Raw genomic sequence first — 15965 nt, 5'->3', positions numbered from 1 at the left:
GCGTGACCAAGGATAGAAGACCATGCGAGATATAGTTACCTTGGGATGTGGTACCTGCAAACGGCGCAACTACACCACCACCAAGAATAAACGCAAAACCCCCAGCAAGTTGGAGTTTAAAAAGTACTGTCCCTTTTGCCGGTCTCATACCCCGCACAAGGAGACCAAGTAGTAAAAGGATAGGCCAGTAGCTCTAATTGGTAGAGCATCGGACTCCAAATCCGAGGGCTGGGGGTTCGAATCCCTCCTGGCCTGCCAGATTTTTTTCGCTTTTGCCCGGCGGGCAGCAGATGGCGCACCCCTGATCCGCCGCAGGCGACGATAACGGAACAGCAGTTGGCGATGTGGCGGCCCCCGCTGATCATATTAGTTCAGTTTGACTTCGCTCTTGATCTCGCGGATAAAGGGCGAAGTTTGTTTTGACGCCGGATTTGTCCGGCCGGGGAACGGCGCATCTGCACTTAAGCGGCCACGGTGATGGTTCCGAGAAAAGTATTGGAGTGATTTCAGCTATGGCGGTTAAGGCGGAGCAAAACAAGGGCGAAGGTCAGGATGAAAGCCTGGCCGCCCGGTGGGCCCGGTTGAAACAATTTGTGGTCGAGGTCCGCCAGGAGTTCGGCAAGGTGGTCTGGCCGGCCAAGAAGCAGACGATCATGTCAACCACCGTGGTGGTGGCTCTGGTTATTCTGGTCGCCATTTATCTCGGCTCCATTGATTTGGTGCTGGGAAAAATAGTCGGAGCAATTCTGCGCTGAGCTAAGCCGCGTAAGCAGAGGGTTTTCATGGCACGACGCTGGTACATACTGCATACCTATTCCGGTTTTGAGGAACAGGTGAAAGCAGCCTTGCAGGAGCGGGTAAAAAACGCCGGCCAGGAAGAATTCTTCGGCGAGATTCTGGTGCCCACCGAGCAGGTTGTCGAAATGGTCAAGGGAGCCAAGAAAACTTCCTCCCGCAAGTTTTTCCCTGGTTATATCCTGGTCAATGTCGACCTCAATGATGAAACCTGGCATACGGTGCGGGGCACTCCCAAGGTAACCGGTTTTGTCGGCAATGACCTCAGCCCTGAGCCTCTGGCCGACGAAGATGCGATGAAAATCATCGGCCGGATTCAGGATGGCGCCCTCAAGCCCAAACCCAAAGTTTCCTTCGAAGAGGGTGACCAGGTGCGGGTGGTCGACGGACCATTTGCCAATTTCCAGGGCGTTGTCGACGAGGTTTTTCCCGAAAAGGGCCGGGTTCGGGTCCGGGTGTCGATTTTCGGCCGGGAGACGCCGGTCGAACTGGAATATATCCAGGTTTCCAAGGGCTGACCGTTTGCCGGTGCGCCTGATTGTAAGCGATTGCCGACTCGCCGAAAGCCGCTTGCTGTCCGACCGGCGGATTCCTTAACAGGGACCGTTCCGGCAGCGGGGCAGCTGGTAAGTCCGCTGATTGTTTGCAGAGGGGAGCCCGCCGTTGTCGGGCGGGCGCTTAGACCCAACATTAATAACCGCGTTTAACGCGGGCAAGGAGTGCAGCATTATGGCAAAAAAAATTCAGGGATACATCAAGTTGCAGATTCCCGCCGGCAAGGCCAATCCCTCGCCGCCCGTGGGACCGGCTCTCGGTCAGCACGGGGTCAATATCATGGAATTCTGCAAGGCCTTCAATGCCAGAACCCAGGCTGAAGGAGATACCATCATTCCGGTGGTAATTACGGTCTTTGCCGACAAATCTTTCACCTTTATCACCAAAACCCCTCCGGCCTCGACCCTGTTATTCAAAGCGCTCAATTTGAAAAAGGGATCCAGTCATCCCAAGCGGGAACGGGTTGCCAAGATCGGCCGTGACAAAATCCGGGAAATTGCTGAAAAGAAAATGCCGGATCTCAACTGCTACGATATCGACAAAGCCATGGCCATCATTGAAGGCACGGCCAGAAGTTGCGGTATCACCGTGGTTGATTGAATCTTATCCGCATTTAACTTACGCACCCAGACAGCGATGGAGTAAAGTCATGGCTTATAGAGGAAAGAATTATAAAAAGAGTTCAGAGTTGCTTGAAACCACCAAGCTTTACCGGCTTGATGAAGCCCTGGAGCTGATGCTCAAAGCCCGGTACGCCAAGTTTGATGAGTCGGTCGATATTGCCCTGCGATTGGGCGTTGACCCCCGGCACGCGGACCAGATGGTCCGCAGCAGCATGGTTCTGCCCCATGGTACCGGCAAAACCGCCCGCATCCTGGTTTTTGCCAAAGGCGAGAAAGCGCAGGAGGCTTTGGACGCCGGGGCCGATTATGCCGGCTCCGATGAGTATGTCGAGAAAATTCAGGGTGGATGGCTCGATTTCGACAAAACCATCGCTACCCCGGACATGATGGGGGTGGTGGGCAAGATCGGCCGGATCCTGGGGCCCCGCAATCTGATGCCCAACGCCAAGCTGGGCACGGTTACCTTTGATGTCGCCCGGGTGGTTGGGGAGATGAAGGCCGGCAAAATCGATTTCAAGGTGGACAAGGCCGGTGTTCTCCACGCCATGGTGGGCAAGGCCTCCTTCGGCCCGGAAAAGCTGGGCGAAAACATCATGGCCTTTGTCGACAAGATCATTCAGCTTAAACCCGCCTCCAGCAAGGGTGTTTACCTGCGGGGAGTGAGTATTTCCACCACCATGGGGCCGGGGTTCAAATTGGACCCCCTGGCGGTGCGAGGAATCGGAGCTTCGTGAGTAAGTCCTGAGGCGGTAAATTTTTGTTAAGTGGGCAGTTCGGTCGTCGAAGACAGCAGGTATCGGGATGATTTAAGCGCCCTCTCTTAGAGGGGACGGCCTGCCGAGATGGACAAATAATAGACATACAACGGTGTCCGCCGTGTTCTGTCAATCCTGTCTGTTGCTATCGATCTCGACTGCTTTTGGCTGCTAACCAATGCATGAATAAAGGAGGTTGATAATTTGAAACGAGAGGATAAAGCTGAGGTAGTGCAGGAGTTGAGCGCCAAGTTTGCCAAGGCCAAACTGGCGGTTCTCACCGACTACCGGGGGATGACCGTAAGCTCGCTGCAGGATCTGCGCGGGCAGCTCCGCGGCATTGCGGCCGAAATCAAGGTGGCCAAAAACACCTTGCTGCGCCGGGCTATTCAGGGGACCCCCTTTGAACCCCTGAGCGAGCAGCTGCAGGGCAACACCGCCCTGACCTTGACTGAACTCGATCCCGTGGCTCCGGCCAAGGTTTTGGTCAAGTTCGCCAAGGACAACCCCAAGTTGGTGATCAAGTCCGCCGTGCTGGACGGCAAGCTGCTCAATGCCGAAGACCTGGTCTCTCTGTCCAAGCTGCCGGGGATCAACGAGCTGAGGGCGCAGCTGCTGGGCCTGATGCTGGCCGTTCCCACCGGTTTTGTGCGAGTGCTCAACGGCGTTCCGCAGAAGGCGGTATACCTGCTTCAGGCCATCAAGGATCAGAAAGAACAGGCCACCAATTAACGACAGGCCCCCAGCAGCAAGGCCGGCGAGAGTCGGCAGAGTCCGGCTGGTTTTGGGAGGGCCCCAAAAATCAATGAGAATTTCATATTTAAAGATATTTCAGGAGGATTACAGTCATGGCCGTAACCAAGGATGATGTTGTTGAATTTATTTCCAATATGAGCGTTCTCGAGCTTTCCGAACTGATCAAGGAACTCGAGGAGAAGTTTGGTGTTTCCGCCGCCGCCCCGGTGGCCGTTGCCGCCGCCGGTCCTGCCGCCGAGGCCGGTGCCCCTGCCGAGGAGAAGACCGAATTTGACGTTATTCTGACCTCTGCCGGCGACAAGAAAATCGGCGTCATCAAGGAAGTCCGCGCCATCACCTCCTTGGGGCTCAAAGAGGCCAAGGATCTGGTGGAGGGCGCCCCGAAGCCCATCAAGGAAGGAGTTTCCAAGGATGAGGCCGAAGACATCAAAAAGAAAATCGAAGCGGCCGGCGGCGTCGTGGAGATCAAGTAGATTTCGGTTTTCCAGCCCGCTGTGGCGGGTCAATTTGCCTGAACCAGCAGCAACGCTACGGAGCGTTTCGCCCCGTGGCGTTGCTGCGTTTTCCCTTTCTCATTAGCCAGAAAGAAGTCCCGACGGCTTTTTTCTGCGCGCCTGCGCAGGGGCGATCTCGCTAATTTTTTCTGATAACTGACGAGGGTATTGCTGAATGCAGACGATCAGACGACTCCGCAAGAGTTTTGCCAAGACCAAGGCGATTGTTGAAAAACCCCACCTTATTGAGATGCAGAGCCGCTCTTTTGAGAAGTTTCTGCAGATGGAAACCCCTCCTGACCAGCGCCGGGATGAAGGCCTGCAGGGGATTTTCAAAAGTGTGTTCCCGATTAAGGATTTCAACGGGGCCTGCTCTCTCGAGTTTGTCAATTACAACTTCGGCGAGCCCAAATATACGGTGGATGAATGTATCCAGCGGGGGATGAGCTACGAGGTCCCGGTCAAGATGACGGTACGCCTGGTCACCTACGACACCGATCCCGACAGCGGCGCGCAGAGCATTCGGGACATCAAGGAGCAGTCCGTCTATCTCGGCAGCATTCCCTTGATGACCAAGGCCGGGGTTTTCGTGATCAACGGCACCGAAAGGGTAATCGTCAGTCAGTTGCAGCGCTCGCCGGGCCTTTTCTACAGTCATGACGGCGGCAAAACCCACGCCGGCGGCAAATTGCTTTACTCCGCCCGGATTATCCCGGTGCGGGGCTCCTGGATCGATTTAGAGTTCGACGCCAAGGATATTCTCTACGTGCGGATCGACCGCCGCCGCAAATTCCCGGTGACCACCCTGCTTAAGGCTTTGGGCTACGGCAGCGAGGATCTCCTGCGCTATTTTTATCAGACTGAACGGATTTCCCTGAGCCGGAAGAAATTCAAGAAAAATTTCGATCCCGAAACCATGGTGGGCCAACGCCTGTCCCACGACCTGGTCAACCCCGCCGACGGCGAGATTCTGGCCCGCAAGGGCCGCAAGGTGGGCAAGGCCCTGGCTCAGAAAATTGTGGCCGCCGGCATCGAGGGGGTTGAGGTTGATCCGGCCGATCTGGTGGGCAAGATTACCGCCGGGGCGATCGTCAATCCTGAAACCGGCGAGGTCATGGTGCCGGTCAACAACGAGCTTACCGAGACCCTGCTGGAGGAGATTGCCGCCGCCAAGGTCAAGGAATTCGAGATCCTGCTGATCGACGGCATCAAGGTTTCCGATGCCTTCCGCAAGACCCTGATGCTGGATCGGGTGGAAAGCCGTGAAGATGCGTTGATTGAAATTTATCGTCGTCTGCGGCCCAGCAGCCCCCCCACCCCCGAAGTGGCGGGAAGCTTTTTCAATAATCTTTTTTTCAATCCAGAACTTTACGATCTTTCGGTGGTAGGTCGCTTCAAGATCAACGCCCGTCTCGGCCTCGATACCGATATCAGCATCCGGACCTTGACCGTTGAGGACATCATGCTGGCGGTCCGCCACCTGGCCCGGCTCAAGGATGCCCAGGGTCCCATCGACGATATCGACCACCTGGGCAACCGGCGGGTTCGCACCGTGGGTGAACTGGTGGAGAACCAGTACCGGATGGGCCTGGTCCGGATGGAGAGGGCGATCAAAGAGCGGATGAGTCTCCAGGAAGTGGAAACCCTGATGCCCCACGATCTGATCAATCCCAAGCCGATCACCGCGGCGATCAAGGAGTTTTTCGGCACCAGCCAGCTCTCCCAGTTCATGGACCAGACCAACCCGCTCTCCGAGGTTACCCATAAGCGCCGCCTTTCGGCCCTGGGGCCGGGCGGACTTTCCCGTGAGCGGGCCGGTTTCGAGGTGCGTGACGTTCATCCGACCCATTACGGCCGGATCTGCCCGGTTGAAACCCCGGAAGGCCCCAACATCGGCCTTATCGTGTCGCTGGCCTCTTTTGCCCGCGTCAATGAATATGGTTTCATCGAAACCCCCTACCGCAAGGTGGAGAATCGCAAGTTGACGGATGAAATCGTCTACATGACGGCTCTGGATGAGGAAAACAAGGTGATCGCCCCGGCCCGTACCGAGCTCGACAAAAAGGGCAAAATCGCCGGCGAGACCCTGATCGCCCGCCACGACGGCGAGGTTATGATCAGTCCCACCGACGAGGTGACCCACATGGATGTGTCGCCCAACCAGCTGGTCAGCGTGGCCGCTTCCCTGGTCCCTTTCCTGGAAAACGACGACGCCAACCGGGCCTTGATGGGGTCCAACATGCAGCGCCAGGGAGTTCCCCTCCTCCGTTCCGAAGCGCCGTTGATCGGCACCGGCCTGGAAGAGGCGGTGGGCAAGGATTCAGGGGTGTGTCTGCTGGCCGGCGGGGACGGGTTGATCGAGGAAGTGGATGCCAACCGGATCGTGGTCCGCTATGACCAGCCCGGCACCGACGGATTCACCACCGGGATCGGGATCTACCGCCTGGAGAAATATAAAAAATCGAACCAGAATACCTGCTTTACCCAGCGGCCGCTGGTGGAGCCCGGGCTGCGGGTCAAGGCGGGCGATATTCTGGCCGACGGTCCGGCCTGCGACCGGGGCGAGCTGGCGGTGGGCAAGAACGTCACCGTCGCCTTCATGCCCTGGCGGGGCTACAACTACGAGGATTCGATCCTGGTCAACGAGCGCCTGCTTAAAAAGGACACTTACACCTCGCTCCATATCGAGGTTTTTGAAACGGTGGCCCGGGACACCAAGCTGGGCAAGGAAGAGGTCACCCGTGATATTCCCAACGTCAGCGAAGAGGCGCTGCGCAACCTCGACGAGTCGGGAATAATTCGCATCGGGGCCGAGATCAAGGCCGGCGATATCATGGTGGGCAAGATCACCCCCAAGGGGGAAACCCAGCTCTCGCCGGAAGAAAAACTGCTGCGGGCCATCTTCGGCGAGAAGGCCGGCGATGTCAAGGACACCTCGCTGCGGGTTCCACCCGGCGTTGAAGGGGTGGTGGTTGATGCCAAGGTCTTTTCCCGCAAAGGGGTGGAGAAGGACGAGCGGGCCCTGGCCATCGAGGAAGCCGAGATCAAGACCCTGCAGCGGGATCTCGAGGATGAACTGGCCCTGCTGGCCAAGAGCGTGCGCAACAGTCTCGGCGATCTGCTGGAAGGCAAAGTGGTGAAAGGCGAGGTTAAGGGCAAGAAGGGTGAACTGCTGGCCAAGGGCAAGAAGATCACCCGGGCCCTGCTGGATAAACTTTCGCCTTCCGAGATCAAAAAACTGGATTACGCGGACCGGGAGCGGCTGGAAGAGGAGATCAATCTCATTTTTGATCGCCATGACAGCCAGGTCAAGATGGTGCGCGACCGTTACGAGGCCAGGATTTCCCGCCTGCAGAAAGGCGACGACCTGCCGCCGGGGGTAATCCGGATGGTCAAGGTTTACGTGGCCATCAAGCGCAAGCTGGCGGTGGGCGACAAGATGGCCGGCCGGCACGGCAACAAGGGTGTGGTTTCCCGCATCCTGCCGGAAGAGGATATGCCTTATTTTGCCGACGGCACCACGGTTGATATTGTTCTTAATCCTTTGGGGGTTCCCTCCCGGATGAACGTCGGCCAGCTGCTGGAGATTCACCTGGGCCTGGCCGCCAAGAAGCTGGGCGAGCAGGTCCAGAGCATGGCGGCAGCCCGGGATCTGGCCGCGGTCAAAAAGAAGCTGGCCGCGGTTTACAGCAAGGAGGAATACGAGCGCCTGGTGGCCGGCCTTGCCGACGACGACCTGCTGGAATTGGCCTCCCGCCTGGGCAATGGCTTGCACATGGCCTCGCCGGTTTTCGATGGAGCCCAGGAAGGGGAAATCCGCCGCCTGCTGGTGGAGGCGGGCCTGGATGAGATTGGCCAGATCGACCTTTATGATGGCTTGAGCGGGGAAAAGTTCGACAACAAGGTGACCGTCGGCACCATGTACATGCTCAAGCTCCACCACCTGGTCGACGACAAGATACATGCCCGTTCCACCGGACCGTACTCGCTGGTCACCCAGCAGCCCCTGGGCGGTAAGGCCCAATTCGGCGGCCAGCGTCTCGGCGAGATGGAAGTCTGGGCCATGGAGGCTTATGGCGCCGCCTATACCCTGCAGGAATTCCTCACCGTCAAGTCCGATGATGTCGGGGGCCGGACCAGGATGTACGAACGGATCGTCAAGGGCAACAACTTCCTCGAGGCTGGCCTGCCCGAATCCTTCCACGTCCTGGTCAAGGAACTGCAAGGTCTCTGTCTGGACATGGAACTGCTCGATGACTTGCCGGTCAGGGAAAAGGAAAAATAGCCCAGCGTCCGGCCGCCGTTGTTACCGGCGGACCAAATAGATCTGCAGGATGTTGACCATCGGAAACCGTTTAACGGAAACCGAGAACCTTATATAAAGGTGTTGCCGTGGAAGAACTTTTCAGCTTTTTCGCCAAACCGAAATCTACGACAAAATTCAAAGCCGTCCGCATCGCCATCGCCTCCCCGGACAAGATTCGGGACTGGTCTCATGGCGAGGTCAAGAAGCCGGAAACCATCAACTACCGGACCTTCAAACCGGAGCGCGACGGGCTGTTCTGCGCCAAGATTTTCGGCCCGGTCAAGGATTACGAGTGCAATTGCGGCAAGTACAAGCGGATGAAGCACCGCGGGGTGGTGTGCGAGAAATGCGGGGTCGAAGTCATCCAGTCCAAGGTGCGGCGCGAACGGCTCGGCCATATCCAGTTGGCCGCCCCGGTGGCCCATATCTGGTTTCTCAAAAGCCTGCCCAGCAAGATCGGTAACCTGCTGGACATGACCCTGAAGGAACTGGAAAAGGTGCTCTACTTTGATTCCTACGTGGTCACCGAATCTTCTGAAGCATCCATTACCCCGGGCAGCCTGCTCAGCGAGGAGGATTACCGCCAGGCCCGCGAAGCCTTCCCCGACCAGTTCAAGGTCGGGATAGGAGCGGCGGCCATCCGGGAAATGCTTGCGGCCATCGATCTCGCCGCCCTTTCCACCCAGCTGCGCCAGGAAATGCGGGAAACCGGTTCCGAGGCCAAGCGCAAGAAACTGGCCAAGCGCCTTAACGTCACCGAAGCCTTTCTCGAGTCGGGCAACCGGCCCGAGTGGATGATCCTGGAGGTTATCCCGGTCCTGCCCCCCGACCTGCGCCCTTTGGTGCCCCTGGAAGGCGGCCGTTTTGCCACCTCCGATCTCAATGATCTCTATCGCCGGGTGATCAACCGCAACAACCGTCTCAAAAGGCTCTTGGAGCTGGATGCCCCCGAGATCATCATCCGCAACGAAAAACGGATGCTGCAGGAGGCGGTGGACGTGCTCTTCGACAACGGCCGCCGGGGCAAGGTGATCACCGGTCCCAACAAGCGGCCCCTGAAGTCGCTTTCCGATATGCTCAAGGGCAAGCAGGGCCGTTTTCGCCAGAACCTGCTCGGTAAACGGGTGGACTACTCGGGCCGCAGCGTCATCGTGGTCGGTCCCCACCTGCGCCTGCACCAGTGCGGCCTGCCCAAGAAGATGGCCCTGGAGCTCTTCAAACCCTTTATTTACAACCGCCTCGAGGCCAAGGGGCTGGTTACCACCATTAAGAGTGCCCGCAAAATGGTGGAGAAGGGGACCAAGGAAGTCTGGGACGTGCTGGACGAGGTGGTCAGCGAATACCCGGTGATTCTCAACCGGGCCCCCACCCTCCATCGCCTCGGGATGCAGGCTTTTGAGCCGACCCTGGTGGAGGGCAAGGCCATTCAGCTCCATCCCCTGGTCTGCACCGCCTTCAATGCCGACTTCGACGGGGACCAGATGGCGGTCCATGTGCCCTTGACGGTGGAAGCCCAGATGGAGGCCCGGGTGTTGATGATGTCCACCAACAACATCCTCTCCCCGGCCAACGGCGAACCGATCATCATCCCCTCCCAGGATATTGTGCTCGGGCTCTACTATCTGACCCGGGAGCGTTTTTTCGCCCTGGGCGAGGGCAAATGCTTCAGTTCCCCGCGGGAAGTGCGGCTGGCCTACGATTTCGGCGAGGTCCATCTCCAGGCCCGGATCAAGGTCCGGATCGACGGCGAGATGGTGGAAACCACCCCTGGCCGGATCCTGGTGGGCGAACTGCTGCCTGCCGGGTTGCCCTTCTCCCAGATCAACAAGGTGCTGGGCAAGAAGCAATTGGCCAAGATAATCGATTATTCCTACCGTCATTCCGGCACCAAGTCCACGGTTATCCTGGCTGATCGGCTCAAGGACATGGGCTATGAATATTCGACCCGGGCGGCGATTTCCATCTGCCTCAACGACATGAAGATTCCGGTGAGCAAGGATGAAATCCTCGACAAGGCCGAAGCTCAGGTGCTGGACGTCGACCAGCAGTACCGCGACGGCTTGATTACCCCCGGGGAAAAATACAACAAGGTCGTCGATATCTGGTCCCGGGCCACCGACAAGGTAGCCAACGACATGATGGATGAAATGAAGGTCGAGTACTTGCGGGACAAAAACAAGAAGCTGGTGGAACAGCCCAGCTTTAACTCGATCTTCATCATGGCCGATTCCGGCGCCCGGGGCAGCCGCGACCAGATTAAGCAGCTGGCCGGGATGCGCGGCCTGATGGCCAAGCCCTCGGGCGCGATCATCGAGACCCCGATCAAGGCCAACTTCCGCGAGGGTCTGTCGGTCCTTGAATACTTTACCTCCACCCACGGCGCCCGCAAGGGTCTGGCCGACACCGCTCTCAAAACCGCCAACTCGGGTTATCTTACCCGCCGCCTGGTGGACGTGGCCCAGGATGCCACGATCATCGAACGGGACTGCGGAACCCTCGACGGGATCGTCATCGAGGCCCTGGTTGAAGGTGGCGAGGTGATCCAGCCGGTGGGTGACCGGATTTTGGGCCGGGTGGCCCTGGATGATATCATCGATCCCTACACCGGCGAGGTTCTGGTGGAAGCCAACGAGGAAATCACCGAGGACCGGGTGGCCCGGATCGATGAGGCCGGCATGGACCGGGTCCAGATTCGTTCGGTGCTGACCTGCAAATCCCAGCGCGGGGTTTGCAGCCTCTGCTACGGGCGTGATCTGGGCCGCGGCCACATGGTCAATATCGGGGAAGCGGTGGGGATCATCGCGGCCCAGTCCATCGGGGAACCCGGCACCCAGCTGACAATGCGGACCTTCCATATCGGCGGTACCGCCAGCCGGGCCGCCGAGCAGGCCGAGGTCCGGACCCGGCACGGGGGCACGGTCAAGTTCATCAATCTGCATACGGTCCGCAATGCCGCCGGTCGCCTGGTGGTGATGACCCGCAACGGCGAAGTCGCCATTCTCGGGGTAAAGGGGCGGGAGCGCGAGCGTTATCATATCAACTACGGGGCCCAGGTTTATGTTGAGGAGGGCGTCGAGGTTGAGGCCGATACCCTGCTCGCCGACTGGGATCCCTACACCATTCCCATCGTCAACGAAATCGGCGGGACCATCAAGTTCGGAGATATCATCGAAGGGGTCACCATGCAGGAGCGGGTCGATCCGGTTACCGGCAAGTCCAGCTCGGTGATTATTCAGTCCCGGGCCGGCCAGTACAATCCCCGGATTGCCCTTAAGGATGAAACCGGCAAAACCGCCAAGCTGCCCAAGACCGGAACCCCGGCCCGTTACTCGCTGCCGGTGGGTACGATCATCGGGGCCAAGGAGGACGACGAGGTTCTGCCCGGGACCATTCTGGGCAAGATCCCCCGGGAAACCACCAAGACCAAGGATATTACCGGTGGTCTGCCCCGGGTAGCCGAACTTTTCGAGGTTCGCAAGCCCAAGGAATATGCGGTGATCAGCGAGATTGACGGCCAGGTCAGCTTCGGCAAGGATCTCAAGGGCAAGAAGCGGGTAATCATCACCCCCGAACTGGGTGAACCCAAGGAATACCTGATTCCCAAGGGCAAGCACGTCATCGTCCATGAAGGCGATTACGTCAAGGCCGGCGAGGCCCTGATGGACGGTTCCCCCGATCCCAACGATATTCTGCGGGTAATGGGGGTCAAGGAGCTGGCCAAGTTCCTGGTCAACGAAGTTCAGGAAGTGTACCGGCTCCAAGGCGTCAAGATCAACGACAAGCACATCGAGGTCATCGTTCGTCAGATGCTGCGGCGGGTCCAGATCACCAGCGTCGGGGACTCGACCTTCATGCTCGGCGAACACGTGGAGTGGTGGCGATTCAGCGAGGAGAATGAAAAATTGGTGGCCGAAGGGGCCCGGCCGGCCACCGCCGAACCGGTACTGCTCGGAGTGACCAAGGCTTCGCTGTCCACTGACAGCTTCATTTCCGCGGCTTCCTTCCAGGAGACCACCAAGGTCCTGACCAATGCCGCCATGGCGGGCAAGATCGATCTCCTGAACGGGCTGAAGGAAAACGTCATCATGGGCCGGCTGATTCCGGCCGGGACCGGCGTCGAACGCTACGCCATCGAAGAGTAAAGGTCCGGCAGCACCGCATTTTCGGGCGATCAGCCCACTCGGCATACTGAAGTATAGCCGAGCGGGCTGCTTGCCCGAACCTGCGGCACTGTCGAACCTTTACCAGGGGATCTGATATTTGACCGCTTGAGGGGCGGAAACCGGTTTCCGGTCAGTTGGATGCCGCCCTATGGGCTATAGTTGGTTTGGGGCCGGGGCTTCGCCTTAAGATTTGCTTGACAAGGCGGTGGGCTTCGGGTACAAATTCCGTTTTCCCGCTGTCCGGCCGCCGGTCGGGCAACAGAGAGCAAAAAATCAGGAGTTGCATGCAATGCCGACAATCAACCAGCTGGTCCGCCAGGGCCGGACGAAAAGGGTCAAGAAAACCAATACCCCGGCCATGAAGGGCTGCCCGCAAAAGCGCGGGGTCTGTGTCCGGGTATATACCACCACCCCGAAAAAGCCCAACTCCGCGTTGCGGAAGGTGGCCAGGGTGCGCTTGACCAACGGGATCGAGGTGACATCCTATATTCCCGGCATCGGCCATAACCTTCAGGAGCATTCCGTGGTCCTGATTCGCGGCGGCCGGGTTAAGGACCTTCCCGGTGTTCGTTATCATATCGTGCGTGGCACCCTGGATACCCTGGGAGTGGCCAACCGCAAGCAGGGGCGTTCCAAGTACGGCGCCAAGCGACCCAAGTAATTTGAATCACCTCATGGCGAGGAGAAGCTAGAATGCCGAGACGCAGAGTAGTTGCCAAAAAACCGATCACCGCCGACCCGCGTTATAATAGTGTGGTGGTTTCCAAGTTTATCAACCGGATCATGTTGGCGGGCAAAAAAAGCACGGCCCGGGCCATTTTCTACGATGCCATGGATCTGCTGGAAACCAGGATCAAGGAAGCAACCCCCATTGAAGTTTTTGAAGGCGCCGTGGATAAGGTGCGGCCGCGGGTTGAAGTTAAATCCCGACGGGTAGGCGGCGCCACCTATCAGGTCCCCATGGAGGTTCGTCCCGAACGGCGCAACGCCCTGGCCTTGCGTTGGCTGGTTGCATATGCCCGGCAACGTCCCGGCAAGACCATGGCGGAAAAGCTGGCCGCCGAGCTGGCCGATGCCTTTCAAAACCGGGGAGCAGCGGTTAAAAAGAAAGAGGATACCCACCGGATGGCCGACGCCAACAAGGCATTCGCCCATTATCGCTGGTAAGATGGCGGCTGGCGGCTTCGTGCCGGCATGGCCCGCCCCGGCTACCGGACTGTCAGCTCTGCCGGGCCCGCCTGGGCGCAACCGAGGTCCGGCCGAGCGTTTCCAAGCCTGATGCGATGGCTTTGAAAAATTGGGAAATTCCTTCCTGGTTCACTCCCTGGTTGACAAACGGGGACGGACAAGTTAAATACCCCCTTTTTGCGGTACCCTTGGGGTAAGGAAGGAGAATGGTCGTGGCTGGCGAGGACGATTTATCGCGATTGCGTAACATAGGCATCATGGCCCACATTGATGCCGGCAAGACCACCACCACCGAGCGGATACTTTTTTATACCGGCCGCTCGCACAAGATGGGTGAAGTCCATGACGGCAATGCCATCATGGACTGGATGGAGCAGGAGCAGGAGCGGGGGATTACCATCACCTCTGCCGCCACCACCTGTAACTGGCGCGACTTTCGGATCAATATAATTGACACCCCCGGGCATGTGGATTTCACCATCGAGGTGGAGCGCTGCCTGCGGGTTCTCGACGGGGCGGTGGCGGTTTTCTGTGCCGTCGGCGGGGTTGAGCCCCAGTCGGAAACGGTATGGCGCCAAGCGGACAAGTACAAGGTCCCGCGGATCGCCTTTATCAACAAGATGGATCGCAGCGGTGCCGATCATGAGCGCTGCCTGCGGATGATGATCTCCCGGCTCAATACAGTGCCGTTGCTGACCCAGTTGCCGCTGGGCCGGGAAGAGAATTTTCAGGGCGTCATCGATCTCATTGGCGAGAAGATGCTGCTCTTCGATGAAGCCTCGCAGGGGGCCAAGGTTCTCGAGGAACCGATCCCTGCCGACCTAATTGCAGAATCCACGGCCGCACGTATGGCCCTGATCGAGAAGTTGGCCGACTTCGATGATGGGGTCATGGAGAAATTCCTGAACGAACAGACGTTCACGGCAGCCGAGCTTTATCGTGCGATCCGCTCGGCCACCCTTAGCTTGCAGGCGGTGCCGGTTCTGTGCGGCAGTGCCTTCAAGAACAAAGGGGTACAGCCCCTGCTCGACGCCGTGATCGATTATTTGCCGTCCCCTTTGGATGTCCCCCCGGTGCACGGGGTAGACCAGGAGGGGAATGAAGGGAGCCGCCAGGCTGAAGACCGGGAAAAACTCTGTGCCCTGGCCTTCAAGATCACTTCGGACCCTTTTGTCGACAACCTGGCTTATGTGCGGGTTTACTCCGGCATCCTGAGGGTCGGCGGCAAGATTTACAACCCGCTCAAGCGCAAGCAGGAAAAAATTGGGCGGATGATGCGCATGCACTCCAACAAGCGCGAAGAGATCAAGGAATTGCATGCCGGTGAGATCGGGGCCGTGGTAGGCCTCAAGTTCACCACCACCGGGGATACCTTGTGCGAATCGGGCGATTATTTCGTCCTGGATACCATGGAGTTCCCGGAACCGGTGATCAGCGTGGCCATCGAGCCCAAGGGCAAGGCCGACGAGGAAAAACTCGCGGCGACCCTGAACCGGCTCGGGATTGAGGATCCATCCTTCCGGGTTCGGACCGATCCTGATACCGGACAGACCATTATCGCCGGCATGGGTGAGCTCCACCTGGAAATTATCACCGATCGCCTGCGCCGGGAGTTCAAGGTAGGGGTTAATGTCGGCCGGCCTCAGGTGGCGTACAAGGAAAGCATTTCCCGGTTCGCCCGCTCCGAGGCTAAATTTGAACATCCCACCGCCGGGGGCAAGGCCCAATACGCCCACGTGGTCTTGGAGTTCAGCCCCCGGGAAAGGGGTGAGGGCTTTGCCTTTCACAGCCGGATCAATGAAGAACTGATTCCCGCCCCCCTGGTCGCCGCCATCGCCAAGTCGGTGGAAGACAGCATGACTTCCGGGGCGTTGCTTGGCTTTCCGGTCATCGACCTTGAGGTTGCCCTGGTAGATGGATCTTACCATGAGGACGAGTCAACTCCCCAGGCCTTCGGGGTTGCGGCCAACATGGCCTGCCGCCAGGGGATGCTCGATGCCGGGCCGATTTTGCTGGAACCGGTGATGGCGGTGGAAGTTACCGTGCCCGAGAGCTTCATGGGCGAGGTCATCGCTGATCTAAATGGCCGGCGAGCGGCGATCATAGGCAATGACGCCCTGAGCGGGGACTTGAGAGTGCTGCGGGCCCAGGTGCCCCTGGCCGAGATGTTCGGTTATTCCACCGATCTGAGGTCGGCAACCCAGGGCCGGGCCAGTTACACCATGCATTTTTATCGTTACGAGGCGGTGCCGGAACATATTGCCCAGCAGATTATCAAGCGGGTCCGGGGCTTGGTTTGAATAACTGATGTTTGCCGAAGAATAAAAATA

General features: G+C 58.5%; 12 protein-coding genes and 1 tRNA gene. All 13 read left to right on the top strand.

Annotated features, from left to right (window positions below):
- Positions 1–22 precede the first annotated feature (22 nt).
- The 13 genes from rpmG (at position 23) to fusA (ending at position 15935) form a co-directional block, all read left to right on the top strand.
- Positions 23–172, top strand: coding sequence for a 50S ribosomal protein L33 (gene rpmG, locus ACHHTY_RS10625; RefSeq protein WP_395494114.1), 150 nt, complete (start codon positions 23–25; stop codon positions 170–172).
- A gap of 9 nt (positions 173–181) precedes the next feature.
- Positions 182–258 (top strand) — tRNA-Trp (locus ACHHTY_RS10620).
- Positions 259–512: 254 nt separating this feature from the next.
- Positions 513–755, top strand: coding sequence for a preprotein translocase subunit SecE (gene secE / locus ACHHTY_RS10615; RefSeq protein ID WP_395494112.1), 243 nt, complete (start codon positions 513–515; stop codon positions 753–755).
- Between the two features lie 27 nt (positions 756–782).
- Positions 783–1313 carry a transcription termination/antitermination protein NusG gene (nusG, locus tag ACHHTY_RS10610; RefSeq protein WP_395494111.1) on the top strand — a complete coding sequence of 177 codons (531 nt, stop codon included), beginning with the start codon at positions 783–785 and terminating at the stop codon, positions 1311–1313.
- A gap of 211 nt (positions 1314–1524) precedes the next feature.
- A complete protein-coding gene (gene rplK, locus ACHHTY_RS10605; RefSeq protein ID WP_395494110.1) occupies positions 1525–1950 on the top strand; it encodes a 50S ribosomal protein L11 in 426 nt (141 codons plus the stop codon).
- Positions 1951–1999: 49 nt separating this feature from the next.
- Complete coding sequence (rplA, locus tag ACHHTY_RS10600) at positions 2000–2707, top strand: 50S ribosomal protein L1 (protein ID WP_395494109.1); 708 nt, start codon at positions 2000–2002, stop codon at positions 2705–2707.
- Between the two features lie 225 nt (positions 2708–2932).
- A complete protein-coding gene (gene rplJ / locus ACHHTY_RS10595) occupies positions 2933–3460 on the top strand; it encodes a 50S ribosomal protein L10 (RefSeq protein ID WP_395494108.1) in 528 nt (175 codons plus the stop codon).
- A gap of 116 nt (positions 3461–3576) precedes the next feature.
- The gene (rplL, locus tag ACHHTY_RS10590; protein WP_395494107.1) at positions 3577–3957 is read left to right on the top strand and encodes a 50S ribosomal protein L7/L12; all 381 of its coding nucleotides are present in this window, start codon (positions 3577–3579) and stop codon (positions 3955–3957) included.
- A gap of 196 nt (positions 3958–4153) precedes the next feature.
- Positions 4154–8263 carry a DNA-directed RNA polymerase subunit beta gene (gene rpoB / locus ACHHTY_RS10585; RefSeq protein WP_395494106.1) on the top strand — a complete coding sequence of 1370 codons (4110 nt, stop codon included), beginning with the start codon at positions 4154–4156 and terminating at the stop codon, positions 8261–8263.
- A gap of 107 nt (positions 8264–8370) precedes the next feature.
- The gene (rpoC, locus tag ACHHTY_RS10580; protein ID WP_395494104.1) at positions 8371–12426 is read left to right on the top strand and encodes a DNA-directed RNA polymerase subunit beta'; all 4056 of its coding nucleotides are present in this window, start codon (positions 8371–8373) and stop codon (positions 12424–12426) included.
- A 310-nt stretch (positions 12427–12736) separates the two neighbouring features.
- Entirely contained in the window at positions 12737–13108 is a 372-nt protein-coding gene (gene rpsL / locus ACHHTY_RS10575; protein WP_395494103.1) for a 30S ribosomal protein S12, read from the top strand.
- A gap of 32 nt (positions 13109–13140) precedes the next feature.
- Positions 13141–13614: a 30S ribosomal protein S7 gene (gene rpsG / locus ACHHTY_RS10570; RefSeq protein ID WP_395494101.1), complete on the top strand. Its 474-nt coding sequence runs from the start codon at positions 13141–13143 to the stop codon at positions 13612–13614.
- A gap of 227 nt (positions 13615–13841) precedes the next feature.
- On the top strand, positions 13842–15935 hold the full coding sequence (gene fusA, locus ACHHTY_RS10565; RefSeq protein WP_395494100.1) for an elongation factor G: 2094 nt from the start codon (positions 13842–13844) through the stop codon (positions 15933–15935).
- The last annotated feature ends 30 nt before the right edge of the window (positions 15936–15965 follow it).

The organism is Desulfurivibrio nitratireducens (assembly GCF_044068515.1).
Lineage (GTDB): Bacteria > Desulfobacterota > Desulfobulbia > Desulfobulbales > Desulfurivibrionaceae > Desulfurivibrio.
Note: the sequence above shows the minus strand (reverse complement) of the source record. Positions and strands in the feature narration are given on the sequence as shown.